This is a genomic window from Bradyrhizobium sp. SZCCHNS3002, assembly GCF_032377435.1.
In the GTDB taxonomy this organism is placed as follows: Bacteria; Pseudomonadota; Alphaproteobacteria; order Rhizobiales; family Xanthobacteraceae; genus Bradyrhizobium.
The window spans coordinates 1-24,780 of the sequence record NZ_JAUHHY010000025.1 but is presented as its reverse complement, the minus strand read 5'-3'; the positions used below and the strand labels follow the sequence as shown (position 1 = coordinate 24,780).

24 protein-coding genes are annotated in these 24,780 nt (G+C 67.1%); 11 read left to right on the top strand and 13 right to left on the bottom strand.

All coding sequences use genetic code 11. The features are described 5' to 3' along the window. Nucleotides 1–109 precede the first annotated feature (109 nt). A complete protein-coding gene (gene nth / locus QW845_RS32635; protein WP_315805620.1) occupies nucleotides 110–919 on the bottom strand; it encodes an endonuclease III in 810 nt (269 codons plus the stop codon). Between the two features lie 22 nt (nucleotides 920–941). Between nth and QW845_RS32630 the strand changes: the two genes are divergently transcribed. Then, nucleotides 942–1,475 (top strand): DUF2244 domain-containing protein, encoded by a 534-nt coding sequence (locus tag QW845_RS32630; RefSeq protein ID WP_315805619.1) that lies wholly within the window; start codon nucleotides 942–944, stop codon nucleotides 1,473–1,475. A 484-nt stretch (nucleotides 1,476–1,959) separates the two neighbouring features. Then, on the top strand, nucleotides 1,960–2,859 hold the full coding sequence (locus tag QW845_RS32625; RefSeq protein WP_315805663.1) for a bifunctional helix-turn-helix domain-containing protein/methylated-DNA--[protein]-cysteine S-methyltransferase: 900 nt from the start codon (nucleotides 1,960–1,962) through the stop codon (nucleotides 2,857–2,859). A 244-nt stretch (nucleotides 2,860–3,103) separates the two neighbouring features. Here the strand turns inward: QW845_RS32625 and QW845_RS32620 are convergent, their stop codons facing one another. The 9 genes from QW845_RS32620 to dnaK all read right to left on the bottom strand — a co-directional run bounded on the left by QW845_RS32620 (nucleotide 3,104) and on the right by dnaK (nucleotide 12,110). Next, a complete protein-coding gene (locus QW845_RS32620) occupies nucleotides 3,104–3,868 on the bottom strand; it encodes a hypothetical protein (protein WP_315805618.1) in 765 nt (254 codons plus the stop codon). Between the two features lie 965 nt (nucleotides 3,869–4,833). Then, the gene (locus QW845_RS32615) at nucleotides 4,834–5,457 is read right to left on the bottom strand and encodes a 2,3-bisphosphoglycerate-dependent phosphoglycerate mutase (RefSeq protein WP_315805617.1); all 624 of its coding nucleotides are present in this window, start codon (nucleotides 5,455–5,457) and stop codon (nucleotides 4,834–4,836) included. A gap of 24 nt (nucleotides 5,458–5,481) precedes the next feature. Beyond that, complete coding sequence (gene dapB / locus QW845_RS32610) at nucleotides 5,482–6,300, bottom strand: 4-hydroxy-tetrahydrodipicolinate reductase (RefSeq protein ID WP_315805616.1); 819 nt, start codon at nucleotides 6,298–6,300, stop codon at nucleotides 5,482–5,484. A gap of 95 nt (nucleotides 6,301–6,395) precedes the next feature. Next, nucleotides 6,396–6,698 carry a DUF1330 domain-containing protein gene (locus tag QW845_RS32605; protein ID WP_172113622.1) on the bottom strand — a complete coding sequence of 101 codons (303 nt, stop codon included), beginning with the start codon at nucleotides 6,696–6,698 and terminating at the stop codon, nucleotides 6,396–6,398. Between the two features lie 33 nt (nucleotides 6,699–6,731). Next, nucleotides 6,732–7,463 carry an orotidine-5'-phosphate decarboxylase gene (pyrF, locus tag QW845_RS32600; RefSeq protein ID WP_315805615.1) on the bottom strand — a complete coding sequence of 244 codons (732 nt, stop codon included), beginning with the start codon at nucleotides 7,461–7,463 and terminating at the stop codon, nucleotides 6,732–6,734. 6 nt (nucleotides 7,464–7,469) lie between these two features. Then, complete coding sequence (locus QW845_RS32595; protein WP_315805614.1) at nucleotides 7,470–8,048, bottom strand: NAD(P)H-dependent oxidoreductase; 579 nt, start codon at nucleotides 8,046–8,048, stop codon at nucleotides 7,470–7,472. Between the two features lie 45 nt (nucleotides 8,049–8,093). After that, nucleotides 8,094–8,696 (bottom strand): class I SAM-dependent methyltransferase, encoded by a 603-nt coding sequence (locus QW845_RS32590; RefSeq protein ID WP_315805613.1) that lies wholly within the window; start codon nucleotides 8,694–8,696, stop codon nucleotides 8,094–8,096. A gap of 242 nt (nucleotides 8,697–8,938) precedes the next feature. Further along, entirely contained in the window at nucleotides 8,939–10,069 is a 1,131-nt protein-coding gene (gene dnaJ, locus QW845_RS32585; RefSeq protein ID WP_315805612.1) for a molecular chaperone DnaJ, read from the bottom strand. A 145-nt stretch (nucleotides 10,070–10,214) separates the two neighbouring features. Beyond that, nucleotides 10,215–12,110 carry a molecular chaperone DnaK gene (gene dnaK / locus QW845_RS32580; RefSeq protein WP_315805611.1) on the bottom strand — a complete coding sequence of 632 codons (1,896 nt, stop codon included), beginning with the start codon at nucleotides 12,108–12,110 and terminating at the stop codon, nucleotides 10,215–10,217. Nucleotides 12,111–12,464: 354 nt separating this feature from the next. Between dnaK and QW845_RS32575 the strand changes: the two genes are divergently transcribed. After that, nucleotides 12,465–13,973 carry a hypothetical protein gene (locus QW845_RS32575; protein ID WP_315805610.1) on the top strand — a complete coding sequence of 503 codons (1,509 nt, stop codon included), beginning with the start codon at nucleotides 12,465–12,467 and terminating at the stop codon, nucleotides 13,971–13,973. 210 nt (nucleotides 13,974–14,183) lie between these two features. Next, nucleotides 14,184–15,119 carry a hypothetical protein gene (locus tag QW845_RS32570; RefSeq protein WP_315805609.1) on the top strand — a complete coding sequence of 312 codons (936 nt, stop codon included), beginning with the start codon at nucleotides 14,184–14,186 and terminating at the stop codon, nucleotides 15,117–15,119. 155 nt (nucleotides 15,120–15,274) lie between these two features. Here QW845_RS32570 and grpE read toward each other — a convergent pair whose 3' ends face one another. Beyond that, nucleotides 15,275–15,895 carry a nucleotide exchange factor GrpE gene (grpE, locus tag QW845_RS32565; RefSeq protein ID WP_315805608.1) on the bottom strand — a complete coding sequence of 207 codons (621 nt, stop codon included), beginning with the start codon at nucleotides 15,893–15,895 and terminating at the stop codon, nucleotides 15,275–15,277. Between the two features lie 130 nt (nucleotides 15,896–16,025). Beyond that, nucleotides 16,026–17,114 (bottom strand): heat-inducible transcriptional repressor HrcA, encoded by a 1,089-nt coding sequence (gene hrcA / locus QW845_RS32560; protein ID WP_315805607.1) that lies wholly within the window; start codon nucleotides 17,112–17,114, stop codon nucleotides 16,026–16,028. A gap of 174 nt (nucleotides 17,115–17,288) precedes the next feature. Here hrcA and rph point away from each other — a divergent pair, with 174 nt between their 5' ends. From rph to hemW, 3 genes are read left to right on the top strand one after another with little or no spacing between them, the layout of a single operon-like run. Beyond that, a complete protein-coding gene (gene rph, locus QW845_RS32555) occupies nucleotides 17,289–18,002 on the top strand; it encodes a ribonuclease PH (protein WP_315716822.1) in 714 nt (237 codons plus the stop codon). Then, the gene (gene rdgB / locus QW845_RS32550; RefSeq protein WP_315805606.1) at nucleotides 17,999–18,643 is read left to right on the top strand and encodes an RdgB/HAM1 family non-canonical purine NTP pyrophosphatase; all 645 of its coding nucleotides are present in this window, start codon (nucleotides 17,999–18,001) and stop codon (nucleotides 18,641–18,643) included. The genes rph and rdgB overlap by 4 nt, the downstream gene beginning before the upstream one ends. Continuing rightward, nucleotides 18,630–19,787 carry a radical SAM family heme chaperone HemW gene (gene hemW, locus QW845_RS32545; protein WP_315805605.1) on the top strand — a complete coding sequence of 386 codons (1,158 nt, stop codon included), beginning with the start codon at nucleotides 18,630–18,632 and terminating at the stop codon, nucleotides 19,785–19,787. Before rdgB ends, hemW begins: the two co-directional genes overlap by 14 nt. 13 nt (nucleotides 19,788–19,800) lie before the next feature. Here the strand turns inward: hemW and QW845_RS32540 are convergent, their stop codons facing one another. Beyond that, entirely contained in the window at nucleotides 19,801–21,009 is a 1,209-nt protein-coding gene (locus QW845_RS32540; protein ID WP_315805604.1) for a penicillin-binding protein activator, read from the bottom strand. 304 nt (nucleotides 21,010–21,313) lie between these two features. On the opposite strand from QW845_RS32540, the gene rsmI reads away from it, so the two are divergent. The 4 genes from rsmI (at nucleotide 21,314) to QW845_RS32520 (ending at nucleotide 24,576) form a co-directional block, all read left to right on the top strand. After that, nucleotides 21,314–22,273 carry a 16S rRNA (cytidine(1402)-2'-O)-methyltransferase gene (rsmI, locus tag QW845_RS32535; RefSeq protein ID WP_315805603.1) on the top strand — a complete coding sequence of 320 codons (960 nt, stop codon included), beginning with the start codon at nucleotides 21,314–21,316 and terminating at the stop codon, nucleotides 22,271–22,273. Further along, nucleotides 22,260–22,670, top strand: a complete 411-nt coding sequence (locus QW845_RS32530) for a YraN family protein (RefSeq protein WP_315805602.1) — start codon at nucleotides 22,260–22,262, stop codon at nucleotides 22,668–22,670. The genes rsmI and QW845_RS32530 overlap by 14 nt, the downstream gene beginning before the upstream one ends. Before the next feature lie 33 nt (nucleotides 22,671–22,703). After that, nucleotides 22,704–23,645, top strand: a complete 942-nt coding sequence (gene gshB / locus QW845_RS32525) for a glutathione synthase (RefSeq protein ID WP_315805601.1) — start codon at nucleotides 22,704–22,706, stop codon at nucleotides 23,643–23,645. Nucleotides 23,646–23,760: 115 nt separating this feature from the next. After that, a complete protein-coding gene (locus tag QW845_RS32520; protein ID WP_315805600.1) occupies nucleotides 23,761–24,576 on the top strand; it encodes an exodeoxyribonuclease III in 816 nt (271 codons plus the stop codon). Nucleotides 24,577–24,780 lie beyond the last annotated feature (204 nt).

Below are 24,780 nucleotides of genomic sequence, written 5' to 3'. Positions count from 1 at the left end.
CAATGCGGGCGGCGATGTGGCCCGGCGATGGTGAGAGCGCGTCGGCGCGTGACGTAAAGGTGACTGTCAATCGCACGCGCGCGTGCAACCGTTCGTCGCCCTCAACGTATCAGGCCGTCTTCTCCGGCCAGCGGCAGAGGTCCTTGATCAGGCACAGCTCGCAGCGCGGCTTGCGCGCGAGGCAGGTGTAGCGGCCGTGCAGGATCAGCCAGTGATGCGCATGCAGCATGAACTCGGCCGGGATCACCTTCTCCAGCCCGAGCTCGACCTCCAGCGGGGTCTTGCCGGGGGCGAGCCCCGTGCGGTTGCCGACGCGAAACACGTGGGTGTCGACGGCCATCGTGTGCTCGCCGAACGCCATGTTCAGCACGACGTTCGCGGTCTTGCGCCCGGCGCCCGGCAGCGATTCCAGCTCGGCGCGCGTGCGCGGCACCTCGCCGCCGAACTCGGCGATCAGCTTGTGCGACAGCGCGATCACGTTCTTGGCCTTGGTACGATAGAGGCCGACGGTCTTGATGGTGTCACGCACGGTGTCCTCGCCGAGCGCGACCATCTTCTGCGGCGTGTCGGCAACCTTGAAGAGCGGCCGCGTCGCCTTGTTGACGCCAGCGTCGGTCGCCTGCGCCGACAGCACCACGGCGACCAGCAGCGTGTACGGGTTGAGGTGCTCGAGCTCGCCCTTCGGCTCCGGGTTGGCCTGTGCGAACCGGCTGAAGGCCTCGCGGATCTCGGCCGGAGTCCACGGCTTGGTCGCCTTCAAGGCCTTCTTGACCGGCCGGGCCGAGGAGCCCTTTGGGGCCTTCTTCGCGGCCTTGGCGGCGGCTTTCGGGGCAGTCTTGGGCGCGGCTTTGACGGCCTTTTTGGCGAGCTTGCGAACCGGCGCCGGCTTGGCGCGTTGGGGGCGGGTGATTTTGGCCATGATCCGGGTATACTGAGGCCCCATGACGCCAGGCAATGCTTTTGCGTATCAGGAGACCGGCACCGACGCCGTTGATCCCGAGCTGTTCTCGGCCCGGCTGACGCCGCATCGCTCGCTCAACCGCACCGGCTTCCTGGTGCTGATGGTCGTGGTCTGCGCCATCAGCTTCATCGGCGGCCTTGCCTCGCTGCTGATGGGCGCCTGGCCGGTGCTCGGCTTCTTCGGCCTGGATGCGCTGGCGATCTACTGGGCCTTCAAGGTCAATTTCCGCCGCGCCAAGGCCTATGAGGACGTCTCGATCACCCTGACCGAGCTGCGCCTGCGCCGCGTCAGCCACAAGGGCCATGTCATGGAATGGCGCTTCAACCCGCTGTGGGTGCGGCTCGACCAGGAGACCCACGAGGAGTTCGGCATCGAGCGCCTGTATCTGGTGGCACGCGGCCAGCGCGTGGCTATCGCGAGCTTTCTCGGGCCGGAGGAAAAGGCGAGCTTTGCGAAAGCCCTGACGGCCGGGCTGCAGGCCGCGAAACGCGGGCCGGTGTATAATCCGCTGTAGTCATCGAAGACCCCAGCGCAGCCGAGCTGCCCGCGAACGGCAGCGCGCTCCCTCCCCCCGTTCTTACGGAGCGAGGGTTGGGGTGAGGAGCAGCCCCACCCACCGACCGTGCGGACAGCCCCTTCCCCGGATCGCATCTGCCGAAGCAATCCGATCTCTTCTCGCGCGCGGGAAGAGGTAAACCGCCGCCTTGGGCGGCAGAGGTGCCAGCGTCTCCGCTGTCGTTCCGGGGCGCGCGCAGCGCGAGCCCGGAACCCATACCCCCAGGACGTCGTGTGGGGCACGCCGGTCATGGGCATCTCGCCTCACACGTCGTCCCGTGGATATGGATTCCGGGCTCATTCGCGCTTGCGCGCGAATGCCCCGGAATGACGGCGCAAACCAAATAAGGGCACGCGTCGAGGCGCAGGCCACTCAATCCGCCCCTAGCCCTCCAATCAGAAATCGGGTGGAGTCCCCGCCCCGGCCGCCCTACATCCGGATCATGATGACCCTCGCCATTCACGATTCCGCCCTGGCCAAGCCGGGCCCGCAACAATCGGCCGCGCTACGCGACTACGACGCGGTGCGCCGCGCGATCGCGTTCATCTCCGAGCACTGGCGCCGGCAGCCGACCATCGAGGACATGGCCGACGCCGCCAGCCTGACGCCGGACGAGCTGCACCATCTGTTCCGGCGCTGGGCCGGGCTGACGCCGAAGGCGTTCATGCAGGCGCTGACGCTCGACCATGCCAAGGGCCTGTTGAAGGGCTCGGCGAGCGTGCTCGACGCCGCGCTCGACTCGGGGCTATCAGGCCCCGGCCGCCTGCACGACCTGTTCGTCACCCACGAGGCGATGTCGCCCGGCGAATGGAAGACCGGCGGCGCCGGCACCACCTTGCGCTACGGCTTCCACCCCTGCCCGTTCGGCATGGCGCTCGTCATGGCCACCCCGCGCGGCCTCGCCGGCCTCGCCTTCGCCGACCCCGGCGAGGAGGCGTCCGCGCTTGCCGACATGAAGAGCCGCTGGCCCCGCGCCGAATACGTCGAGGACGTCCCCGGCACCGCCGGCCTCGCCCAACGCATCTTCGACAAGACCCTGTGGCGCCCCGACCAGCCGCTGCGCGTCGTCCTGATCGGCACCGACTTCGAGGTCCGCGTCTGGGAGACCCTGCTCAAGATCCCCATGGGGCGGGCGGTCTGCTACTCCGATATCGCGACACGGCTGGAGTCGCCGAAGGCCTCGCGCGCGGTGGGCGCGGCGGTGGGGAAGAACCCGATCTCGTTCGTCGTGCCGTGCCATCGCGCGCTCGGCAAGACCGGCGCGTTGACGGGCTATCACTGGGGGCTCACGCGCAAGCAGGCGATGATCGGGTGGGAAGCCGGGCAGGTGGAGATGGGGTAGAACGATTTATGATGCCCCATCTGGATCAGCGTAAGGCTGCATTGGACGGGCCTTCCGATTAGCTCGGCGTGGCCCCTTTTCGGCGTAGCGTCACAGTCGCCGACCTGTATGAAGCCATGTCGACTCGTGGTCGAGTTCGGTACCCATGCGGACCCAACCCTAGAAGGTTGGGGGAAGCTTCAAGCGGACACACTCGATCGATTGGCGCAGTATTTTTTCGCCCGGTGACGCGGTCCGTTCGATATTAAAGACCCTTCCGCAGTTCGAGCATTGCGGCGTTGATACCGAGCAACTCGAACTTCGCGTTGTAGAGGACCTGCAACAGCTCCAGTGACACCATTCCGCACTGGGCGGTAGTCCGCAATGCCGTGTCCAGTTCAATGCCGTCGCCGTGCAGCATGATCGCGAGCATCAACCGGCGGTCGGGCTCATCGATGATCTTCATGTTGCCAGTGACGGAGCGCTCATTCGGATGGCCGCCCCAGTCGATGCAGCGTTGGTACAGGTCCTCGAAGCGCTGCCCGGCGTGCCGATTCGCTGCGGTCACGGACGCTGCGACGGCAACATGCTGGAACGCCTTCTTCGACGCCTTCATGCCCGCCTCGTCCTGATGCCGGTTAAGCCAAACAGTCGCCAGTGACGGGTCGCGACGAATGTGAACGGCATAGGCCGCGTTTTCAAGCATACCCCGGCACTGGCGGTAACACTCAACGGCCTGCCCGGCCATCGCTTCCCCTGCGGCAGCACGCATGGCGGCATGGCAGCGGAGCAGAAGCATCGCCTCAACCTCGCTTGGTGGGTTTACCCAGTGCTTCGAAATCCTGACGAACAGTTCGTCGATTGCCACGAGCCGAGCGGTCGCGGCCTTCTTGTTGTGGAAGGTCGCATTCTGTTGCTGATGGGTCTCCTGCAGGAATTTCGTGAGATCATCGTTAGCCCAGCCGGGCGGCGGCGTGTTGGTCCGGGCGACGGCGGGCGGTGCAGAAGGGAGTTTGGCGGTGTCTGACATTCCACTGATGTAGGTGTGGGGCGGCGGATTTGGGAGCCGGCTTGCTACCGAAAATCGCATTTGCTATGTGGTGGAGCAACTTCTAAAAAATATAATTTACTTGCGTATTTTCGGAAATCATGTTTCTATCCCCCATCCCGCCTCAACGAGAGGGGCGTTGCGCGCGATCGTCACGACACGCGAGGTGGGGAGGCGATGGCCGCGGTCTGCCGCAGCGTGTCTTCGGGCGCGCCGACGAACGGCTGGATCGTGGACGTGAAGTCGCAGGGTCCTGACACCCCGACGCTGGTGTCACGTTCGCGACGGCGCTTGAGGCGCTGCGTGGACAATGGTGGCCAACAAGCCCGGCGCACCAGGGAGACTGCGTATAAGCGTTAAGACCGTCGCGCAGGGAATGCCGGATGATCGGCAGCACCTGTGGTACCTGCCGCCTGCATTTTTTTACGCAGGCGGGCCATGGGTGAGGCCTTCACCCGGCATTCCCTGCGCCCTCTCGATTTTCGGAGGGACACGGTTCGATGCAGGACTCGGGCGATGACGCCGCGAGATCGCGGAGCTGTGTCCAAGGCTGTTTGAGATGTGAATCGGGACAGGAGGGCGGCGCGTTTGCTGCCGAACGGCGCGAGCTTCGCGTTCACAGGGCATCCACATCCATCATCGCATGCCGCTATCTGGTCCGCCGCCTCCGCGTCGTCATGGCCGGGCTTGTCCCGGCCATCCACGTCGTCCGGCATACGATGATGGACGTGGATGCCCGGGACGAGCCCGGGCATGACGAGCAACTCATTAGTAGAAGGCTTGTGGTTAGGTCGCAGATCAGGCACTGCCCGTGTGGCTGCCCCTCACCCCAGCCCTCTCCCCGTAAGAACGGGGCGAGGGGGCGCAGCGTCGCTGCGGCCGGTAGTGGGGCCTCAACTCATAAGAAGCGCCACGAGGCGCGGGGACGGAACGCTTGCAGCGATCAGTCAGCCCGCCAGATCCAGCTTGGACTCCACCGTCGAGTCCGCGTTCAGCCGGTAGATGATCGGCACGCCCGTCGCCAGCTCGCGTTTCAAAATGCCTTCGGGCGAGAGCTTCTCCAGCACCATGATCAGGGCGCGGAGCGAGTTGCCGTGGGCGGCGACGAGGGTGCGCTGGCCGCGGAGGACGCCGGGGAGGATCTCCTGGACGTAGTAGGGCAGCGCGCGGGCGAGCGTGTCCTTGAGGCTTTCGCCGCCGGGCGGCGGGACGTCGTAGGAGCGGCGCCAGATGTGGACCTGCTCCTCGCCCCATCTGGCGCGGGCGTCGTCCTTGTTGAGGCCCGAGAGGTCGCCATAGTCGCGCTCGTTGAGCGCGAGATTCTTACTTGTCGGCAGGCCGGTCTGGCCGAGCTCGGTCAGGATCAGGTCGAGCGTGTGCTGGGCGCGCGTCAGCACCGAGGTGAACGCAACGTCGAAGACGAGCCCCTGCGCCTTCAGCTTGCGCCCGGCCTCCTTGGCCTCGGCCACGCCCTGCTCGGTCAGGTCCGGATCCTTCCAGCCGGTGAACAGGTTCTTCAGATTCCACTCGCTCTGGCCGTGGCGCACCAGCACCAGGAGACGTTCGCTCATCAGTTCGCTTCCATCGACGTTGAACTAGAACAGATCCTTGAGGCCGAGCACGTCGTCCATCGTGTAGTAGCCCGGCGGCTTGCCATGCGCCCACAGCGCCGCCTTCAGCGCGCCATGGGCGAAGATCATGCGGTCCTCGGCCTGGTGCGACAGCACCAGCCGCTCCGAGGGACCGGCGAAGATGACGCTGTGATCGCCGGCGGCGGTGCCGCCGCGCAACGAGGCGAAGCCGATGTCGCCAGCGCGGCGCTCGCCGGTGATGCCGTCGCGGCCGCGAGCAGAGTGCTGGTCGAGCGGGATGCCGCGGCCGTCGGCAGCCGCACGTCCCAGCATCAGCGCGGTGCCGGAGGGCGCGTCGACCTTGTGCTTGTGATGCATCTCGAGGATCTCGATGTCGAAGCCGGCGTCGAGCGACTTCGCCACCTGCCTGACCAGCGCCGCCAGCAGGTTGACGCCGAGGCTCATATTGCCGGACTGCACGACGATGGCGCGCTTGGTGACGCTCTTGATGACGGCGTCGTCCGACGACGACAGGCCGGTGGTGCCGACGACGTGGACGATGCCGCGCTCGGCGGCGATGGCGACGTTGGCGATGGTCGCGGCCGGGACGGTGAAATCGAGGATGCCGTCGGCCTCGGCGGACATGGTCCAGAGGTCGCCCGACAGCTTGATGCCGTTGGCGGGCAGCCCGGCGAGGGCGCCGGAGTCCTTGCCGATCAGCTCCGAGCCGGGGGCTTCGAGCGCACCCGCCAGCACGGCGCCGTCGGTCTCGGCGATTGCACGCACCAGGGCACGGCCCATGCGGCCGCCGGCTCCGGCAACGATCAAGCGCATCTTGGACATCTCAGCTCCTCCGCTCCTTCAAGGGCTATAGCCGGGGCCGATGGCGGCGGCAACCGAGCGAGGCCAGGTCGCGCGTGGTGTGGGGCGGGCGGCGATCAGGGCTGCGGGCCGTCATAGCCCTCGATGATCACCAGATCGCCCTGCGAATGCGGCGCGCGCATCGCGACCAGGCGCTGGTACTCGGGAGAATTGTAGCACGCCAGCGCGGTCGCGTAGTCCTTGAACTCGATCACGACGTTGCGCGAGCGCGAGGTGCCTTCCCTGGTCTCGTACTGGCCGCCGCGGACCAGGAACTTGGCGCCGTACTGGTGGAATACCGCGCCGTTCTGCGCGACGTACTCCTTGTAGCCGTCCATGTTGTGCACGTCGATCCGCGCGATCCAATAGGCCTTTGGCATCCCTGTCGTCTCCCTGTTCTCGGTCGCTGTTGCTTACGTGCGATTGGTCTTGCCGGCCAGCGCCACGGCGCCGGCGATGTCGGCGACGATGCTCTCGGCGGCCGCAGCCGGATCGGCAGCGCCGGTGACGGGACGCCCGACGACGAGGCGGTCGGCGCCGCCGGCGATCGCCAGGGCCGGGGTCATGATGCGCTTCTGGTCGCCAACGTCGGATCCCGCCGGACGGATCCCGGGGGTCACGAGCTGCATGTCAGGCCCGACCAGCGGACGCACCAGCGCCGTTTCCTCGGGCGACAGGATCAGGCCGTGGATGCCGATCTCCTTGGCCTGCACGGCGCGCCTGGCGACGAGCTCCTTGACGCCCATGGCGTAGCCGGCGGCGGCGAGGTCGGCATCATCGTAGGACGTCATCACGGTGACGGCGAGCAGCTCGAGGCTGGAGCCGGCGGCGCCGGCGAGCGCCGCTCGCATGCTCTGCGAGAAGCCATGCACGGTAAGGAAACGGGCGCCGAGCCGGGCGATCTGCCTCGTGGCGCGCTCGACCGTGGTCGGGATGTCGTGCAGCTTGAGGTCCATGAAGACGTGCTTACCCTCGGCCGCGAGGCGCTCGGCGAGGCCGAGGCCGCCGGCATAGGTCAGCTCCATGCCGATCTTGTAGAACGTCACGGCTTCGCCCAGCCTGGCGATCATCGCCTCGGCCTCGGCCACGCCGGGCAGGTCGAGCGCCACGATCAGGCGGTCGCGCGGAGCAATCTCGGTCGGCATGTCACCTCACATCGTATGTTGCGCTGTTGCGATCAGCTCCCGCACCAGCGCGTCGAGCGCGGTGACGTCAGCGGGCAGTTTGAGCCGGTCCATGTCGTTGTAGGCCTTGTCGGCGAAGGCCAGCGCGAGCTGGCTCGGGATCACCGTCGCATTGCAGGCGGTCAGCACCAGCCGCAAGGCGGCGAGCGCGCGGATGCCGCCGAAGCGGTTCTCGGAGGCGGCGGCGATCGCGAACGGCCGGCTGCGAAAAACCGCGCCGCGGCTGCCGGGCGGCTCGTCGACCCGCGAGATCCAGGTGATGGCGTTGGTCAGCAGCGGCGGCACCGAGGCGTTGTATTCCGGCGTCACCAGCAGCACGGCATGATGGACGCCGATCATGCGCGTCAGATTCACGGCGTGATGCGGAATGCCCGATTGCGCCTCGAGGTCGGCGTCGTAGATCGGCAGCGGGAAGTCGGCGAGCGAGATGCGGGTGATGTCGGCGCCGGCCTGCACGAACTGATAGGCGGCGGCCGCGGCGAGCTTCGCGTTGTGCGAGCCGGCCCGGGTCGAGCCGGGAATGATGAGGATCTTCAGCGCGGACATCGTGAGGTCGGTCAGCGACCCGCCACGAAGGATCGCGGCCGCCGGTCAGGGCTTGCGATACACCCAGACGCGCGCCGGCGGAAGGTTCATCCAGATGCGCTCGGAGGCCTGCGTGGTGACGCCGGGCAGCGACTTCGGAATCGGCGGCACGACGGAATAGGTGAACTGCACGAACGGCGCATTCGGCGACATCGCCGCGAACGCATCGCGGATCAGCTTCATGCGCGTCAGCATCGGCTTGGTCACGAGCGGCAGGCCGGAGACGACGGCCGCGGCAGGGGCGCTGAGCACGTTCCAGAGCGTGTCGCGGAGGCGATAGGCGTCGCCCTGGACCACCTTGGCCTGCGGGTAGCGGTCGCGCAGCAACGCGCAGAAGCCCGGATTGTACTCGACCAGCACCAGCCGCTTCTGATCGACGCCGCGCTCGACCAGCGCATTGGTAATCGCGCCGGTGCCCGGTCCAAGCTCGATGACGGGGCCTGTGCCGTGCGGATCGACGTACTGCGCCATGGTCCGCGCCAGCAGCCGGCCCGACGGCATGACGGCGCCCATATGCAGCGGCTTTTCGATCCATGAGCGGAGGAAGCGCACTTCGTCGTCCAGACGGAGAGGCTTTTTCGACGCACGCACGGACGTTTGCAGGGGCATCTCGGTACCAGACGGGACCGCTTTCACGGCGATGTCAGAAAAGAGTCACAAAGACGTATAGGGCGCAGGCGGGACGGTCAAGCCGAACCGTAACGTACGATTAAGGCTGGCGGGTCCGCGCTCTTACAGTTGCATTCGATAATTTTTTGCATGTGCAGAGCAGCAAATTCGCTCGACCTCTGAATCTGAATCCCGAAATCATTCGGCGAAACCACGAGGCCGTGCTTGCTTGAACTCACGGCTCAGCTCGCCGCCTTGCCGAAGAAGTCCTTGACCTTGGTGAAGAAGCCGGCCGCCTCGGGCTGGGTCGCTCCAGACGACAACTTCTCGAACTCGGCCAGCAGCTCCTGCTGCTTCTTGGTCAGGTTCTGCGGCGTCTCGACCACGATCTGGACATACATGTCGCCGGTCTGGCGCGAGCGCAGCACCGGCATGCCCTTGGCCGCGATCCGGAATCGGCGCCCGGACTGCGCTCCGGCGGGAATCTTGACCTTGGTCTTGCCCTTGTCGATCGTCGGCACCTCGAACTCGCCGCCGAGCGCCGCCGTCACCATCGAGATTGGCACGCGGCAGTGCAGGTCGGCGCCGTCGCGCTGGAAGAACTCGTGGGCCGTCAGCGACAGGAAGATGTAGAGATCGCCGGGCGGTCCGCCGCGCAGGCCGGCTTCGCCCTCGCCGGCGAGACGGATGCGGGTGCCGTCCTCGACGCCCTGGGGAATGTTGACCGACAGCGTGCGGTCACGGGTGACGCGGCCCGAGCCGGAGCAGGACGGACAGGGGTCCTCGATCATCTGGCCGCGGCCGTGACAGCCGGGACAGGTGCGCTCCAGGGTGAAGAAGCCCTGGGCCTGCCGGACGCGGCCGGCGCCGCCGCACATCGCGCAGGTCTTCGGCTTGGTGCCGGCCTTGGCACCGGTGCCGGAGCAGGACTCGCAGGTCACCGAGACCGGAATCTCGATCTGGGCGGTCTTGCCCTGGAACGCCTCTTCCAGGGTGATTTCCATGTTGTAGCGCAGGTCGGCGCCGCGCTCGCGCCCCGTGCCGCCGCGCCGCTGGCCGGCCATGCCGAACAGGTCTTCGAAGATGTCGGAGAACGACGAGGCAAAGCCGGCGCCGAAGCCGTGCGCGCCGCCCATGCCGCCCTGTTCGAACGCGGCGTGGCCATAGCGGTCGTAGGCGGCGCGCTTGTCGGCGTCGCGCAGCACCTCATAGGCCTCGTTGATTTCCTTGAATTTCACTTCGCTGGAGGCATCGCCCGGATTCTTGTCCGGATGCCACTTCATGGCCAGCTTGCGGAAGGCGGCCTTGAGCTTGCCCTCGTCGGCGTCGCGTTCGACTTCCAGGGTCTCGTAGTAGCAGCGCTTGGTGGACATCAATCAAACCCGCCCGAACTTCGCCCAACAGGAACGGCTGGCGCGATCGCCGCGCGCGTTCCGGGTCAATGAAAATGACCCCCATCCAACGAGCCGCTGAAAGCGCTCTTTGGCATGGGGGCCATGGTCACTACCTCTGCCTCAGTTAAGCAGATTTCTTCTTGTCGTCGTCGACCTCGGTGAACTCCGCGTCGACCACGTCATCCTTGGCGGCGTCGCGGGCCGCATCGCTCTCGGCCTGCTGCTTATACATCGCCTCGCCGAGCTTCATCGACGCCTGGGCCAGCGTGTTGGTCTTGGCCTTGATGGCCTCGGCATCGTCGCCCTTCAGCGCTTCCTTGAGGTCGCTGACGGCATCCTCGATGGCGCGGCGCTCGGTGTCGGCGACCTTCGAGCCATGCTCGGCCAGCGCCTTCTCGGTGGAGTGCACCAGCGCGTCGGCATGGTTCTTGGCGTCGACCGCCTCGCGGCGCTTCTTGTCCGCCGCGGCATTCGCCTCGGCGTCCTTGACCATCTTGTCGATGTCGGCTTCCGACAGACCACCCGAGGCCTGGATGCGGATCTGCTGCTCCTTGCCGGTGGCCTTGTCCTTGGCCGACACGTTGACGATGCCGTTGGCGTCGATGTCGAACGTCACCTCGATCTGCGGCATGCCGCGCGGGGCCGGCGGAATGCCCATCAGGTCGAACTGGCCGAGCATCTTGTTGTCGGCCGCCATCTCGCGCTCACCCTGGAAGACCCGGATGGTGACCGCGTTCTGATTGTCCTCGGCGGTCGAGAACACCTGGCTCTTCTTGGTCGGGATCGTGGTGTTGCGGTCGATGATGCGGGTGAACACGCCGCCCAGGGTCTCGATGCCCAGCGAGAGCGGGGTCACGTCGAGCAGCAGCACGTCCTTGACGTCGCCCTGCAGCACGCCGGCCTGGATCGCGGCACCGATCGCCACCACCTCGTCGGGGTTGACGCCCTTGTGCGGCTCCTTGCCGAAGAACTGCTTCACCATCTCCTGGATCTTCGGCATGCGGGTCATGCCGCCGACCAGCACCACTTCGCCGATCTCGCCGGCGGTCAGGCCGGCATCCTTCAGCGCCTTGCGGCACGGCTCGATGGTCTTCTCGACGAGGTCGGCCACCAGCGCCTCGAACTTGGCGCGGGTCAGCTTCATCGTCAGATGCTTCGGACCGGACTGGTCCGCGGTGATGAAGGGCAGGTTGATCTCGGTCTGCGTGGTCGACGACAGCTCGATCTTGGCCTTCTCGGCCGCTTCCTTGAGGCGCTGCAGAGCGAGCTTGTCGTTGCGCAGGTTGATGCCCTGCTCCTTCTGGAATTCGTCGGCGAGGTAGCTGACCAGACGCATGTCGAAGTCTTCACCGCCGAGGAAGGTGTCGCCGTTGGTCGACTTCACCTCGAACACGCCGTCGCCGATTTCAAGAATGGAGACGTCGAAGGTGCCGCCGCCGAGGTCGTACACGGCGATCGTGCCGGCCTTGGTCTTGTCGAGGCCGTAGGCGAGCGCCGCCGCGGTCGGCTCGTTGATGATGCGCAGAACCTCGAGGCCCGCGATCTTGCCGGCGTCCTTGGTGGCCTGACGCTGGGCGTCGTTGAAATAAGCGGGGACGGTGATGACGGCCTGGTCGACCTTCTGGCCGAGATGGGCTTCCGCGGTCTCCTTCATCTTCTGCAGGATGAAGGCGGAGACCTGCGAGGGCGAATAGGTCTTGCCGTCGGCCTCGACCCAGGCGTCGCCGTTGCCGGCCTTGACGATCTTGTAGGGGACGAGCTTCTTGTCCTTCTCGACCATCGGGTCATCATAGCGGCGGCCGATGAGGCGCTTGACCGCAAAGAAGGTGCGCTCGGGGTTGGTCACGGCCTGACGCTTGGCCGGCTGGCCGACCAGACGTTCGCCGTCGTCACTGAAGGCGACGATCGACGGCGTGGTGCGCATGCCCTCGGCGTTCTCGATGACCTTCGACGTTTTGCCGTCCATAACGGCCACGCACGAATTCGTGGTGCCGAGATCGATCCCGATGACCTTTCCCATGGTCTCATATCCTTCTTTTTGCGGCAGGTTGGGTGGGGCCCTGACGGCGCCCCCATCCAAAACCCCCTCAGATCAAATGCTCGCGATATTGCGACGATGAGCGTCATATAGGAGGGGGGGAGTGGCCCGCAAGGACCGGACCAGGGGTTCGACCCCACGAAAATCACGGCCCTCGCCGAACGACCTCGCGGAGTCATCAAGAAGGGCCAATCGACCTTGGCAGCGCCCTAAACGGGAGGGTGCGATCGCGGGCAGGGAGCAACGAATCCGGTACTCCGGATCTGCCCCGATGACCGAAATGCGTTGTTAACCCACGGGCCCTAGCCTGCCGCACTCCTGGGACGGGAATGAGGCATGGTCATCGACACCGATTGGGGCTTTCCGCAGCGTGCGCGCGAAGCCGGCCAGGCCACGTTCCCCGGACTGCTAATCTGCGCCATCGTGGTTGCAGCGGCGTGGCTGCGATACACCCTTCCCCTCAATGTCGATGTCAGCTGGTGGCTCCTCGTCAGCGAGCGCATGCTCGATGGCCAGCGGCTCTACGTCGACATCCTCGAGACCAATCCGCCGATGGCCGGATCGGTCTATCTGCTGGCCGTCGCGCTGGCGCGTGCGATCCATCTCAGGCCCGAATTGGCGACGAACATCCTGATCTTCGCGCTGGCCGCGGCATCCCTGACGCTGGTGTGGCTGGTGCTGCGGACATCGGCGCTGCGCCATCGCCTCGCCGACGGTTGGCTGGCGGCGTGGACGGCCGCCCTGCTCCTGATCGCGCCGATGTATGATTTCGGCCAGCGGGAACACCTGGCCCTGATCACGATCCTGCCGGCGATCGCGGTGTACATCCTGCGCGCCAGGGGCGAGCGGGTGGGCCCGGCCGCCGTGCTCATCGCCGGGCTCAGCGCCGGCCTCACGATGAGCTTCAAGCCCTATTTCGCCTTCAGCGCCGGCTTCTGCATTCTCGCCGCCGCCGCTCAGGCGCGCGACTGGCGCGTGCTGTTCGCGCTGGAGAACTGGATCGCCGCGGCGCTGGTGCTGCTCAACGCGGCCTGTATCTACCTGTTCTTTCCCGAATATTTCACGCTCATCTATCCGCTGGTCCGCGACGTCTATCTGCTCCTGAAGGCGCCGGTGCCGACCATCCTCGTGACCCTGCCGATGGGCCTGTGGCTTGCCGCAGCGATCACCATTCTCCTCCTCCAACGCCGGCAGCACGCGCGCGACGCGGCGTCTTTCACCACGCTGGCCGGATCGCTCGGATTCCTGGTGTCGTTCGTCGCGCAGCAGAAGGGCTGGGGCTATCACGCCTATCCCATGGTCGCGCTGGCGTTGCTCGCCGCCGGCCTCGCCGCGTCGGCGATCGACACCCGCCGCGACATGCGGCGCTGGCCGCAGGTCGCCACCGCTCTCGCCGGCGCCGTGCTGTTCGTGCAGACCTGCTTCTGGTTCAATGGCAGCGTCGACGTCCGGCAGATTGAAGCCCAGGTGGCGCGACTCGGGCCGCGACCGAGCATGCTGGTGCTGAGCGCGGCCGCGGTCATCGGCCACCCGATGGTGCGGACCCTCGGTGGCACCTGGATCTCGCGCCAGGAGGCGTTCTGGGTCCGGGAAATCGTCCGCCGATCGCAACAGGACGGAACCATCGATTCACAGACGGCGCAGCGGCTCGCGCCCTATGTGGAACGCGAACGCGCCGGGATCATCGCCGACTTCCGGAAGCAGCCGCCCGACGTCGTCCTGATCGACAATCAGAACAGCGACTGGGGCGATTGGGCGCGTTCCGACCCCGAGCTCAGGGCCCTGCTCGCGCCCTATGTGCTGGTACAGACCGTCGACGGCGTCGAAATCCTGAAGCGCGGCTAGCGCTGGACCATCCTGAATCCGCCTTTCGAGGCGAAATGAGCCGCGAAATGCGCCCCGCCGGAGCGCGCCGATCGCCGCAGGCGATCAAAACCGCGCGCCCGGCCTGTTGCGGGGGGCGCAAAGCCGCTAAAAGCGTGCCCGCCGAAGACCACGCTGGCGAGGACCCCCGACCGCCTCGGCGCGCGGCCCCGGTCAACGAGGCAATGTTTGATGATGATCGTTCGACTCTTCACCGCGGCCACCCTGCTGATCTCGCTGCTGCACCCCGCATGGGCCACTGACGCCGTATTTCCGCCCGGCGTCCGCATCGGGCTCGCGCCGCTGGTCGGGCTCGCCAAGGCCAAGACGTTCTCCGGCTTCGAAACCGAGGACCAGAGCGTGAAGGTGCTGCTGACCGAACTGCCCGCCGCCGCCTATGGCGAGGTGAAGAACGCGTTTACCGCCAATCCCGCCGGGACCGGCAGCGTCAAGCCGGAGAGCATCGAGACCGCCGCCGGCACCGCCTACTATACCGTCGAGAACGGCCGCGATGGCAACACGCCGGTGCGGCGCTACTCGATGATCCTGCCCGGCAACGGCTTCTCCGGCTACGTGGCCGTGCAGATCCCGGAGACCGCGAGCCGGATCTACACCGACGATGCCGTGCGCCAGATGTTCGCCTCCGCCGTCGTCCGCAAGGACGTTCCGGTCGACGAGCAGCTCGCGATGATGCCGTTCAAGGTCACCGACCTCTCCGGGTTCAAGACCATCCGCACGCTCGGGCCGGGCGCCCTGATCCTCGCCGACGGCGAGGAGGACAAGGGATTCGAGGCCGCGCCCTTCGTGGTGATCGGGCTGGTGGCCGGCGTGGCCCCGGAGGCGGGCGACCGCGCGCGCGTGGCGCAACAGGCGGCCACCACCATTCCGGGCGTCCGCGAAGCGCGCATCACGATGTCCGAGCCGATCCGCATCGACGGCCAGCCGGCCTATGAGACCCGGATCGACGCCACCAGCGGCAAGGACAATACGCCGGTGACGGTGGTGCAGTGGCTGCGCTTCGGCGGGCCAAACACGTTGCGGATCATCGGCAGTGCGCCGCGCGACCAGTGGTCGGCGGCCTTCCCGCGGTTCCGTGCCGTCCGCGACGGCATCCAGCCAAGAGGCTGAGACCAGCCCGGCATCGGACGGCGTGATCACGCCGGCTGCTCGCCGCGAGACGAACTACAAGGTCGCGCCGACAAACAAGAAGCCACGGGCATCGCTGCCCGTGGCTTCTTCGTTCGACAACAGGACGGCCGCAGAATGCGTGCCCGTGCTCGCCGTCAGGCGGCGCTGTTCGACTGATCGTTGCTCGCCGCGGGCGCCGCCTTGGCGCCGCCCTTGGACACGCCGACCAGGGCGGGGCGCAGCACGCGCTCGCCGATCATAAAGCCGGCCTGCACGACCTGCACCACCGTGCCGGACGGCACCGACGGATCCGGCACCTCGTACATCGCCTGCTGGAAATTGGGGTCGAACTTTTGCCCGGTCGGATCGAACTTCTTGACGCCGTTTTTCTCCAGCGTGTTGAGCAGCGAACGCTCGGTGAGCTCGACGCCCTCGATCAGCGACTTCAGGCCCGCATCGGCATTGTCGCGCGTCTCCGCCGGCACGGCATCGAGCGCGCGCTGCAGATTGTCGGCGATGTCGAGCACGTCACGGGCGAAGCCGGTGATGCCGTACATGCGCGCATCGGCGACCTCGCGGGCGGTCCGCTTGCGCAGATTCTCCATCTCCGCCAGCGTGCGCAGCATCTTGTCGCGCGCGTCGGCCGCCTCCTTGGCCAGGGCCTCTGCCGAGCCGGCCTCGGGATCATCGGGCATGATGTAGGGCTTGGAGACGACGGGTTCGCTGGCCTGCGCCGGGTTTTCCGGATCATTCTTATGCAGGTCGGGATCGGTCATGGACAGACTCGCAAGTTCGGCTGACGGGTTTGGGGATATGGGGCGGGATATCGTGCTTTGAGCGTCGAAAATCAAGCGCAGCCTGACCGGCCCGCCGGAGACGCCGTCCGCGGATTAACCATCTCACGCATCAGCCACCCAGCAGCCGGCTGACCAGGCGCGCGGCATAATCGACCGTCGGAATCACCCGGGCATAGTTGAGCCGGGTCGGACCGATGACGCCGAGCACGCCGACGATGCGACCCGTGGCGTCGGAATAGGGCGACACGATCGTCGACGAGCCCGACAGCGAGAACAGCTTGTTCTCCGAGCCGATGAAGATGCGGACACCTTCCGCGCTCTCCGCGCGCCCGAGCAGATCGACGACGCCGCGCTTGGTTTCGAGATCGTCGAACAGCCGCCGGACACGCTCGAGATCTTCGAGCGCATGCAGGTCCTCGAGCAGGTTGGCGTGGCCGCGCACGATGAGCTGCCGCTCGTCGCTGTCGCCGCCGGACCAGCTCGCGACGCCGGCGGCGATCACCTTCTGCGTCAGCTGGTCGAGCTCGGCACGGTCGTGCGCCAGCGCGGTCTCGAGCTCGAGCCGCGCTTCCGCCAGCGTCCGCCCTCTGATCCGGGCGTTGAGGAAATTGGACGCCTCGGTCAATGCCGAGGACGGCACGCCCGGCGGCAGGGTCAGGACCCGGTTCTCGACCTGTCCTTCCTCGCCGACCAGAACGACGAGCGCGCGCTCGGGCTCGAGCCTGACGAACTCGATGTGCTTCAGCCGGGTGTTGGATTTGGCGGTCAGAACCACGGCGGCGGCACGGGTCAGACCCGACAGCCGGGTCAGCGCTTCATCCAGCGCCGCCTCGACCGATTGCGCCCGGCCGACGGCCGCGAGCTGGCTCTGGATCGACTGCCGCTCGGCCTCCGTCATGTCGCCAACCTGCATCAGGGCGTCGACGAAGAAGCGCAGGCCGGCTTCGGTGGGCAGCCGGCCGGCCGAGGTGTGCGGCGCGTAGATCAGGCCGAGCTGCTCGAGATCGGCCATGACGTTGCGCACCGAGGCCGGCGACAGCGGAACCGCGATCAGCCGCGAAATGTTGCGCGAGCCGACCGGCTCGCCGGTCGCCAGATAGCTTTCGACGATCTGCCGGAAGATCTCGCGCGAGCGCTCGTTCAGCTGCGCCAGACCGGCCGGCGGTGTCATCAGGTTGATCGGATCGTGGTGGGCCACCAGATGCACTCCTCCCAGCTGCCTATAATGTGTCCATGCGGCGGCTCGGTGGCAAGCCGGTCATGAGGAGGGGGCTCCGGGAGCGACGGGCCCTTGATAAACCCTTGCCGCTGCCGGTCGCGGCTCCTACAAGGCCGTCAAACACCCTCTTTCGCCTCTTTCACGGAGAGAATCATGCGGCCGAGCCGCCGTGCACCGGATGAACTGCGGGCCGTGAGCCTGGAACGCGGCGTCGTCAAATACGCCGAGGGCTCCTGCCTGGTGAAGTTCGGCGACACCCATGTGCTGGTCACCGCCACGCTCGAGGACCGGCTGCCGCCCTGGCTCAAGGGCCAGGGACGCGGCTGGATCACCGCCGAATACGGCATGCTGCCACGCGCCACGCTGGAGCGAACCCGGCGCGAGGCCTCCGCCGGCAAGCAGACCGGCCGCACCGTCGAGATCCAGCGCCTGATCGGCCGCTCGCTGCGCACCGCGATCGACCTGGAAGCGCTCGGCGAGCGCCAGATCACGGTGGACTGCGACGTGCTGCAGGCCGATGGCGGCACGCGCACGGCGTCGATCACCGGCGCCTGGGTCGCGCTGGCCGACTGCATCAAGTGGATGAAGTCGCGCAACATGATCAAGACCGAGGTGCTGCGCGCCAACGTCGCCGCGATCTCCTGCGGCATCTACAACGGCACGCCGGTGCTCGATCTCGACTACGCTGAGGATTCCGAGGCGGAGACCGATGCCAATTTCGTCATGACCGGCGACGGCCGCATCATCGAGGTGCAGGGCACGGCGGAGAAGACGCCGTTCACGGAGGCCGAGTTCCTGGCGCTGATGGCGCTCGCCCGCAAGGGCGTCGCGCGGCTGGTCGACCTGCAGAAGATGGCGGTCGCGTGAACGGTCCGCACCGCAGGCTCACCGGTCGCATCGTCATCGCGACCCACAATCCCGGCAAGCTTGCCGAGATGCGCGAGCTGCTCGCCCCCCATGGCGTCGAGGCGGTGTCGGCCGGCGATCTCGGCCTGGGCGAGCCGGACGAGACCGGTGAGACCTTCCAGGCCAACGCCCGCATCAAGGCGGTCGCCGCGGCCAAGGCCGCGCAGCTTCCGGCCTTTGCCGACGATTCCGGCATCGTGGTTCACGCCCTCGACGGTGCGCCGGGGATCTATTCGGCGCGCTGGGCCGGACCGGACAAGGATTTCACCGGCGCGATGACGCGGATCGAGCGCCTGCTGCAGGAGCGCGGCGCCGCGGGTGCCGACCAGCGCGGCGCTCATTTCGTTTCGGCGCTGTGCGTGGCATGGCCGGACGGCCATGTCGAGGAGGTCGAGGCGCGGGTCGACGGCACGCTGGTCTGGCCGCCGCGCGGCACGGCCGGCTTCGGCTACGACCCGATGTTCCTGCCAGAAGGGCACGATCGCACGTTCGGCGAGATGACCAGCATCGAGAAGCACGGCCTGCCGCCGCTCGGCCTCGGCCTGTCGCACCGGGCGCGCGCCTTCGTGAAGCTCGCGGAGATCTGCCTTGACCAGCGCTGACAGCGAAGCGTTCGGCGTCTATGTGCACTGGCCGTTCTGCCTGTCGAAATGTCCGTATTGCGACTTCAACAGCCACGTCCGGCACGCGGCCATCGACCAGGAGCGCTACGCCCGCGCCTTCGCCCAGGAGATCGCGACCACCGCCGCCCGCATTGGGCCGCGCACCGTCAGCTCGATCTTTCTCGGCGGCGGCACGCCGTCGCTGATGCAGCCGCAGACCGTCGGCGCCATTCTCGACGCGATCGGAAAGCACTGGCATGTCGCCGCTGACGTCGAGGTGTCGCTCGAAGCCAATCCGACCAGCGTCGAGGCGACGCGCTTTGCCGGCTATCGCGCCGCCGGCGTCAACCGCGTCTCGCTCGGCGTCCAGGCGATGGACGATGCGTCGCTCAAGATGCTGGGCCGACTGCACACGGCCGAGGAGGCGATGAAGGCGGTGGCGATCGCGCGCAATGCCTTCGAGCGCTATTCGTTCGATCTGATCTATGCCCGGCCCGACCAGACGCCGGCGATGTGGACCGAGGAGCTGACGCGCGCGATCGGCGAGGCAGCCGAGCATTTGTCGCTGTATCAACTGACCATCGAGGAAGGCACGCCATTCTTCGGCCTGCATGCCGCGGGCAAGCTGAAGACGCCGGATGAAGGCCTGGCGCGCACCTTGTACGACGTCACGCAGGAGATCTGTGGCCGTCACGGACTGCCGGCCTACGAGATCTCCAATCATGCCCGCCCGGGCGCGGAGTGCCGGCACAACCTGCTCTATTGGCGTGGCCAGGAATATGCCGGCATCGGTCCCGGCGCCCATGGCCGTCTCGACATCGGCGGCATCAGGCACGCGACCGCAACCGACAAGCGGCCCGAGGCCTGGCTGATGCGGGTCGAGTCCAACGGTCACGGTGTGATGACCGACGACGAGCTCAATCGCGAGGAGCGCGCCGACGAATTCCTGCTGATGGGGCTGCGCCTCCGAGAGGGCATCGATCCCCGCCGCTATGCCGCGATCTCCGGACGGGCGCTGGATCCGCGCCGCATCGCGCTGCTGCGCGAGGAGGGCGCGATTGCGGTCGAGCCGGACGGGCGGCTGCGCGTGACCCAGGACGGCTTTCCGGTGCTCGACGCGGTCGTCGCCGACCTCGCCGCCTGAGACGTGCTGCGACTCACGTCGCGCTGAAGCTTTTCGGCGCGCCGGCGACGGTCTGTCCGCCCCCCGAACCGACGCGCATCACCGCAAGCCCGCGCTCATTGGTGCCGTCGCTGCGGAACCGGAACAGGCCATCTATGCCCGCGAAGCCGGACGCATTGGTCAGGACGTCGGGCGCGAAACGCTGGTTGCCCTGGGTGCGCGCCAGCGCGGCCACGAGCGCCACCGCATCATAGGCGAGGGTCGCGGTGCGTACGGGATCGCCGCCGAATCGCGTCCGGTAGCGTCCGGCGAAAGCGCGGAAGCCGGACGGATCCGGCGCGGCATAGAGGCCGCCCTGCAGGCTGGCGCTGGCATAGACGCGCGGATTGTCCCACAGCCCGGTGCCGAGCAGCTGGATGTTGCGCAGATTGGCGCCGGCAGCGGTCAGCGCATCGGCCGTCGCCGCGACCGATTCGCCGTCGTCGGCCAGCAGCAGCGCATCGGCGCCGCCGAGCGCCTGCGCCACCGTGCGCGCCGGCCCGGTGCGGTCGCCGGAATATTTCTCGAATGCCACGATGCGTCCGCCGCGGCGGCTGACGGCAGTCTTGAACGCCCCCTCGACGACGGTGCCATAGGCATTGTCGGGCAGCAGCGCCGCGAACGAGCGTTTGCCGACGCCGGCGGAATATTCGACGATGCGGCTCGCATCGGACTCCGGCAGGAAGCTGAGCAGATAGACGCCGCGCCCCGCCACGCTCGAATCCGTCGAGAAGGCGATGACCGAGATGTTGCGCGTGCGCGCCACCTGGGCCGTCGCCGGCACCGAGCCGGCGAACAGCGGGCCGAGGATGATCTCGGCGCCTTCATCGCAGGCCTGTTGCGCGCCCTGCTGCGCGCCTTGCGGGCTGCCGGCGTCATCCTTGATCAGGAGCTGGATGTTGGGGTTCTGAAACTCGGCCAGCGCCATCTCGGCCGCGTTCTTCATCGATTGCGCGGCGACGCCGGCATTGCCCGACGCCGACAGCGGCAGAATCAGCCCGACCTTGACCTGGCCGTTGCCGGCCACCGCCGGCTGCTGCGGCGGTCCGGCCGGCGCCGTCGGCTGCTCGAACGGATTGAAGCCCTGCTGCACGTTGGAGCACGCCGACAGCAGCGGCGCGCCGACGATCAGGCCCAGCGCCGTTCGCCGGGCGACCCCATGGGGTCCCGGACCGAGAGAGTTGGGATGACGCGGGCCCACCATGGCATCTCTTCGTTCGGCCGAGACCGGCCAGAAGTTCCCCAAACGCACGTCCGCAAGGCCGTGCCGATTCACTCATATTGTCGACGAATAGTTAAGCAAAACAAAAGGCTGTCAGCGCCACACCGCCGATCAATTCGACGTTTTGCACGGCCTATCCCCTGCTCGTCCACACCCCCATCGATGTGCCGTTTCGGACTTGAATCGGCGATGAATGGCGACGCGGCGATGCCGATCCCGGAACTTCAAATCGCCGCGCGGCTGTTCCCCTGTGGCAATCCCGCGGCAGGCCCTTTAAATTACCTCGATGGGCGCGAAGGCAATCCCCAAGACGTCGCCGGACGACGGCAAATCTTCCACCACGTCGACCTATCTGGTGGCGGGGCAGATCGTTGCGGCGCCCAAGGCCCGGCCTGGATTGCATCTGGTGGCGACGCCGATCGGCAATCTCGGCGACATCACGCTGCGCGCGCTGGAAACCCTGGCCGGCGCCGATCTCATCTTGTGCGAGGATACCCGAATCACGCGACGCCTGACCGAGCGTTATGGCCTGGCCGCGGAACTCGCAGCCTATCACGAGCACAATGCCGAAGCCGTCAGGCCCAGGATTCTGCAGCGCCTCGCCGAAGGCACGGCCATCGCGCTGGTATCCGACGCCGGCACGCCGCTGATCTCGGACCCCGGCTACAAGCTGGTGCGCGAGGCGTGCGCGGCCGGGCATGACGTCACCGCGCTGCCGGGCCCGTCCGCAGTGCTCGCGGCGCTCAGCGTCGCGGCGCTGCCGACCGACCGCTTCTTCTTCGAGGGATTCCTGCCGGCCAGGCAGCAGGCGCGACGCGCGCGGCTGGCCGAGCTCGCGCGCATCGACGCGACGCTGGTGCTGTTCGAGGCCGGCAGCCGGGTTCAGGAGACGCTGGCCGATCTCGCCGAGGCCATGGCGGGACGCCAGGCCGCGATCTGCCGCGAGCTGACCAAGCTGCATGAGGAGGTGCTGCGCGGCGCCATCGGCGATCTCGCTGCAGCGGCTGGCGATCTCGAAACCCGCGGCGAATTCGTGCTGGTGATCGGTCCGCCGCCGCGCGGCGCCGGGGTGCTGACGCCGGATGCGCTCGATGCCGTACTGAAGGATCTGCTGCAGCGATCGAGCGTCAAGGATGCCGTCATGCATGCGGTCGAGCTCTCCGGCCGGCCGCGCCGCGAAGTCTATGCGCGCGCGCTCGAGCTGGCGAAGGACGCGCGGTCAGGGTCGGCCGATGGCGAAGACTGAGCGCGCGTCCGCCGACAAGCCGGCCAAGACGGCGGCGCCGGAGCGCGTCGCCGCCTTTCGCACCGGACTATCGGCGGAGGCCCGCGCGGCAGCGCTGCTGATCGCCAAAGGCTATCGCATCCTCGCCAAGCGCTTCCGCACGCCGCATGGCGAGATCGACATCATCGCGCGCAAGCGCGGCCTCGTGGCGTTCGTCGAGGTCAAGGCGCGCGCCTCGCTCGACGATGCCGCCTATGCGGTGACGCCGCGCCAGCAGCAGCGCATCATCAATGCCACGCAGGCGTGGCTGATGGCGCATCCCGACCATGCCGAATTGGAGCTGCGCTTCGACGCGATTCTGGTTGCGCCGCGCAGCCTGCCGCGCCATCTGGTAGCGGCGTTCGACGCCAGCACCTGACATGAACTGATTGCAGAGAGCAGGGACCTGCCCATGAAACTGAACGTCGCCGTCCAGATGGACCCCATCGCGCGCATCAACATCCGCGGCGACTCCACCTTCGCGATGCTCCTCGAAGCGCAGAGGCGCGGCCATGGCCTGTGCTATTACACTCCGGACAAGCTGTCGCTGCGCGGCGAGGAGCTGTATGCGCCGGTGCAGGCGCTGACGGTGCGCGACCAGGTCGGCGACCACTTCACGCTCGGCGAACCGAAGCCGACCGCGCTGACCTCGTTCGACGTCGTGCTCCTGCGCCAGGATCCGCCGTTCGATCTCGCCTACATCACCTCGACGCATTTCCTCGAGCGCATCCATCCGAAGACGCTGGTGGTCAATGATCCCGCGAGCGTGCGCAACGCGCCGGAAAAGCTGTTCGTGATGAACTTCCCGCAACTGATGCCGCCGACTTTGATTTCGCGCGACCTCGACGAGATCAACGCCTTCCGCGATCAGCACGGCGCCGTGGTGATGAAGCCGCTGCATGGCCATGGCGGCGCGGCGGTGTTCCGCGTCATGCCGCAGGACATGAATTTCGGCTCGCTGTTCGACATGTTCTCGGTGACGTTCAAGGAGCCCTGGGTGATCCAGCGCTTTCTCCCCGAGGTGAAGCATGGCGACAAGCGCATCATCCTGGTCGACGGCGAGTTCGCCGGCGCCGTCAACCGCGTGCCGGCGGCCGACGATCTGCGCTCCAACATGGTGCGCGGCGGCGCCGCGCAGGCCACCGATCTCAGCGCCCGCGAGCGCGAGATCTGCGATACGCTGGGTCCGGAGTTGCGCGCGCGCGGGCTATTGCTGGTCGGCATCGACGTCATCGACGGCAACCTCACCGAGATCAACGTGACCTCGCCGACCGGCATCCGCGCGATCTCGCGGCTCGGCGGACCCGACATCGCGGCCCGCGTATGGGACGTCATCGAGAGCAAACGGCGCTGATCAAGCGCCGTCCCACTTCGCTGGGGATAAGGCCAACCAACGCGATCAGTCCGATGCGTCAGAGGCGAGGCGGAATCGCTGACATCGGCGCAATTCATGCTATGACGCCATTCTCATGCGTCTCGTCCTGACCACCTGGAACATCAACTCGGTGCGCCTGCGCATCGACCTTGTCGCCAAGCTCATCAAGCAGGTCAGGCCCGATGTCCTGTGCCTGCAGGAGACCAAGTGCATCGACGACGCTTTCCCGCTGAAGCGCTTCAAGCGGCTCGGCTATGAGCACGTCGCACTGAACGGGCAGAAGGGCTATCACGGCGTCGCCGTGATCTCGAAATGGCCGTTCGAGGAGACCAACGTCCGCACCTTCTGCGACAAGGTGGACTCGCGCCACATCACCGTGGCATTCGGCGAGAAGGCGCAGCTCGCGCAGCCGCTGGTGCTGCATAATTTCTATGTGCCGGCCGGCGGCGACATTCCCGATCCCGCGCTCAATCCCAAATTCGAGCACAAGCTGCAATTCCTCGACGAACTGAAGGCGTGCGAGCCGCTGCATCCGCGCGGCGACGACCGGCATATCCTGGTCGGCGACCTCAACGTCGCGCCGCATGAGCACGACGTCTGGTCGCACAAGCAGCTCCTGAAGGTGGTGTCGCACACGCCGATCGAATGCGAGAAGCTGCTGGCGGCGCAGACCCATGGCGAATGGGTCGACGTCGCCCGCGAACGCATCCCGATGTCGGAGAAGGTCTACACGTGGTGGAGCTACCGCGCCGCCGACTGGACCGTGGGTGATCGCGGCCGAAGGCTCGACCACATCTGGGTGTCACGCGCCTTGAAGGACCGGGTCAGCGACTTCAGGATCCTGCGCGACGCCCGCAGCTGGGAGCGGCCGTCGGATCACGTGCCGGTCACGGTGACGCTGGACGTTTGACGGCGCGACCAGACAGACCCGTCAGTGCCGAGTTTGTCATTCGCCTGTCCCCACATCGTCATGCCCGGGCTTGTCCCGGGCATCCACGCCGTTCTTAGCACGCCGGACGACGTGGATGGCCGGGACGAGCCCACGGCTGTCCGGTTCAGCTTCCGCATATTGCGAGGCTCAACTGTTGTGGGTTTTTGGCAAGTTGGGGTGGCC

Coding starts and splice junctions, on each gene's coding strand:
- nth (WP_315805620.1), bottom strand. CDS start 919: ATGGCCAAAATCACCCGCCCCCAACGCGCCAAGCCGGCGCCGGTTCGC.
- QW845_RS32630 (WP_315805619.1), top strand. CDS start 942: ATGACGCCAGGCAATGCTTTTGCGTATCAGGAGACCGGCACCGACGCC.
- QW845_RS32625 (WP_315805663.1), top strand. CDS start 1,960: ATGATGACCCTCGCCATTCACGATTCCGCCCTGGCCAAGCCGGGCCCG.
- QW845_RS32620 (WP_315805618.1), bottom strand. CDS start 3,868: ATGTCAGACACCGCCAAACTCCCTTCTGCACCGCCCGCCGTCGCCCGG.
- QW845_RS32615 (WP_315805617.1), bottom strand. CDS start 5,457: ATGAGCGAACGTCTCCTGGTGCTGGTGCGCCACGGCCAGAGCGAGTGG.
- dapB (WP_315805616.1), bottom strand. CDS start 6,300: ATGTCCAAGATGCGCTTGATCGTTGCCGGAGCCGGCGGCCGCATGGGC.
- QW845_RS32605 (WP_172113622.1), bottom strand. CDS start 6,698: ATGCCAAAGGCCTATTGGATCGCGCGGATCGACGTGCACAACATGGAC.
- pyrF (WP_315805615.1), bottom strand. CDS start 7,463: ATGCCGACCGAGATTGCTCCGCGCGACCGCCTGATCGTGGCGCTCGAC.
- QW845_RS32595 (WP_315805614.1), bottom strand. CDS start 8,048: ATGTCCGCGCTGAAGATCCTCATCATTCCCGGCTCGACCCGGGCCGGC.
- QW845_RS32590 (WP_315805613.1), bottom strand. CDS start 8,696: ATGCCCCTGCAAACGTCCGTGCGTGCGTCGAAAAAGCCTCTCCGTCTG.
- dnaJ (WP_315805612.1), bottom strand. CDS start 10,069: ATGTCCACCAAGCGCTGCTACTACGAGACCCTGGAAGTCGAACGCGAC.
- dnaK (WP_315805611.1), bottom strand. CDS start 12,110: ATGGGAAAGGTCATCGGGATCGATCTCGGCACCACGAATTCGTGCGTG.
- QW845_RS32575 (WP_315805610.1), top strand. CDS start 12,465: ATGGTCATCGACACCGATTGGGGCTTTCCGCAGCGTGCGCGCGAAGCC.
- QW845_RS32570 (WP_315805609.1), top strand. CDS start 14,184: ATGATGATCGTTCGACTCTTCACCGCGGCCACCCTGCTGATCTCGCTG.
- grpE (WP_315805608.1), bottom strand. CDS start 15,895: ATGACCGATCCCGACCTGCATAAGAATGATCCGGAAAACCCGGCGCAG.
- rph (WP_315716822.1), top strand. CDS start 17,289: ATGCGGCCGAGCCGCCGTGCACCGGATGAACTGCGGGCCGTGAGCCTG.
- QW845_RS32540 (WP_315805604.1), bottom strand. CDS start 21,009: ATGGTGGGCCCGCGTCATCCCAACTCTCTCGGTCCGGGACCCCATGGG.
- rsmI (WP_315805603.1), top strand. CDS start 21,314: ATGGGCGCGAAGGCAATCCCCAAGACGTCGCCGGACGACGGCAAATCT.
- QW845_RS32530 (WP_315805602.1), top strand. CDS start 22,260: ATGGCGAAGACTGAGCGCGCGTCCGCCGACAAGCCGGCCAAGACGGCG.
- gshB (WP_315805601.1), top strand. CDS start 22,704: ATGAAACTGAACGTCGCCGTCCAGATGGACCCCATCGCGCGCATCAAC.
- QW845_RS32520 (WP_315805600.1), top strand. CDS start 23,761: ATGCGTCTCGTCCTGACCACCTGGAACATCAACTCGGTGCGCCTGCGC.